Raw genomic sequence first — 1385 nt, forward strand, 5'->3', positions numbered from 1 at the left:
GGAAATGGTCATGCCTGGCGACAACGTCAGCATCACCGTGAAGCTGATCAACCCGATCGCGATGGAAGAAGGCCTGCGCTTCGCCATCCGCGAAGGCGGCCGCACCGTGGGTTCGGGCGTCGTGGCAAAGATCCTCGACATCTAAGCCGCACGCAAAGGAATCACCATGGCTACCAAGCAAAAAATCCGCATCCGCCTGAAGGCGTTCGACTACAAGCTGATCGACCAGTCGGCAGCCGAAATCGTTGATACCGCCAAGCGCACCGGCGCGATCGTCAAGGGCCCCGTGCCCCTGCCGACCCGCATGAAGCGTTTCGACATCCTGCGTTCGCCGCACGTCAACAAGACTTCGCGCGACCAGCTCGAGATCCGCACGCACCAGCGCCTGATGGACATCGTCGACCCGACCGACAAGACCGTGGACGCGCTGATGAAGCTCGACCTGCCGGCCGGCGTGGACGTCGAGATCAAGCTGCAGTAAACCAGCCTCGCGCTGCGTTTCCTGAGAAGCCCGCTTGCAGAAATGCAAGCGGGCTTTTTCATTTGTCTTCCAACTGTGGCATCCTCGCGCACCGGTGTTCTTCGGGGCCAGCGGGGCCGGGGCTGAAACGAGGGCAGTACAAGCTATGAGCTACAAGAACTCTTCTGCATGGATCGCGGCATGTGTTGCCGTGGCGCTGCTGGCCGGCTGCGGTGGCGGAGGCGGGGGAGGTGGTGGCGGCGGCTTCGCCGGCTTCCCGCTGCCGGTGGCGGGTCCGGTCACCCTGAGCGGCACGGCCACCTATGAATCCGTGCCGAATCCGAACGGCACCCTCGTCTATGCCAGCTCGGCGCCCCGGCCCGTGCGAGGGGCCAGTGTGGAAGTGCTCAATGCGGCAACGTCCGCGCCACTGGCCACGGCCACCACCGACGACAACGGCGCCTATGCGGTGTCCGTGCCCGCGAACACGGCGATCGCGGTGCGGGTCAAGGCGCAGCTGGTCCGAAGCGGCCCGGGCGCAAGCTGGGATGTGACGGTGCGCGACAACACGCGCTCCAGTGGCCTCTACACCATGCAGAGCCCCGCCTTCTCGTCGGGCGTGGCCGCCTCGGTGCGCGACCTCCATGCACCTTCGGGCTGGGGCGGCTCGAGCTACACGGGGGACCGGGTGGCGGCGCCCTTTGCCATCCTCGATACGGTCTACACCGCCATGCAGAAGGTGGTCTCGGCGGCGCCTGCAACGGCGTTTCCGGCCTTGCGCGTGTTCTGGAGCATCAACAATGCGCCGTCCCCCGGCAGCGTCGCGGCGGGGCAGATCGGCACCACTTTCTTCGTCGACAGGGGCAGCAACGGCCGCGAAATCTATGTGCTGGGCAAGGAAGACGTCGATACCGATGAATACGAC

At 65.4% G+C, this 1385-nt stretch carries 2 protein-coding genes and 1 pseudogene; all 3 read left to right on the forward strand.

From position 1 onward, the window contains the following. Positions 1-145: EF-Tu C-terminal domain-related protein (locus AC1DOC_RS33670; RefSeq protein WP_478084152.1), on the forward strand; the 145-nt coding region annotated here is incomplete at its 5' end. 21 nt (positions 146-166) lie between these two features. Further along, positions 167-481, forward strand: coding sequence for a 30S ribosomal protein S10 (gene rpsJ, locus AC1DOC_RS33675; protein WP_007838118.1), 315 nt, complete (start codon positions 167-169; stop codon positions 479-481). Between the two features lie 145 nt (positions 482-626). After that, a pseudogene (locus tag AC1DOC_RS33680) lies at positions 627-1385 on the forward strand (hypothetical protein); the annotation flags it as partial.

The sequence above is a fragment of the Variovorax sp. 01T439_2 genome (genome assembly GCF_056398445.1).

Excerpts from the sequence above, each read along its gene's own strand:
- rpsJ (WP_007838118.1), top strand. The coding sequence starts at position 167 with ATGGCTACCAAGCAAAAAATCCGCATCCGCCTGAAGGCGTTCGACTAC.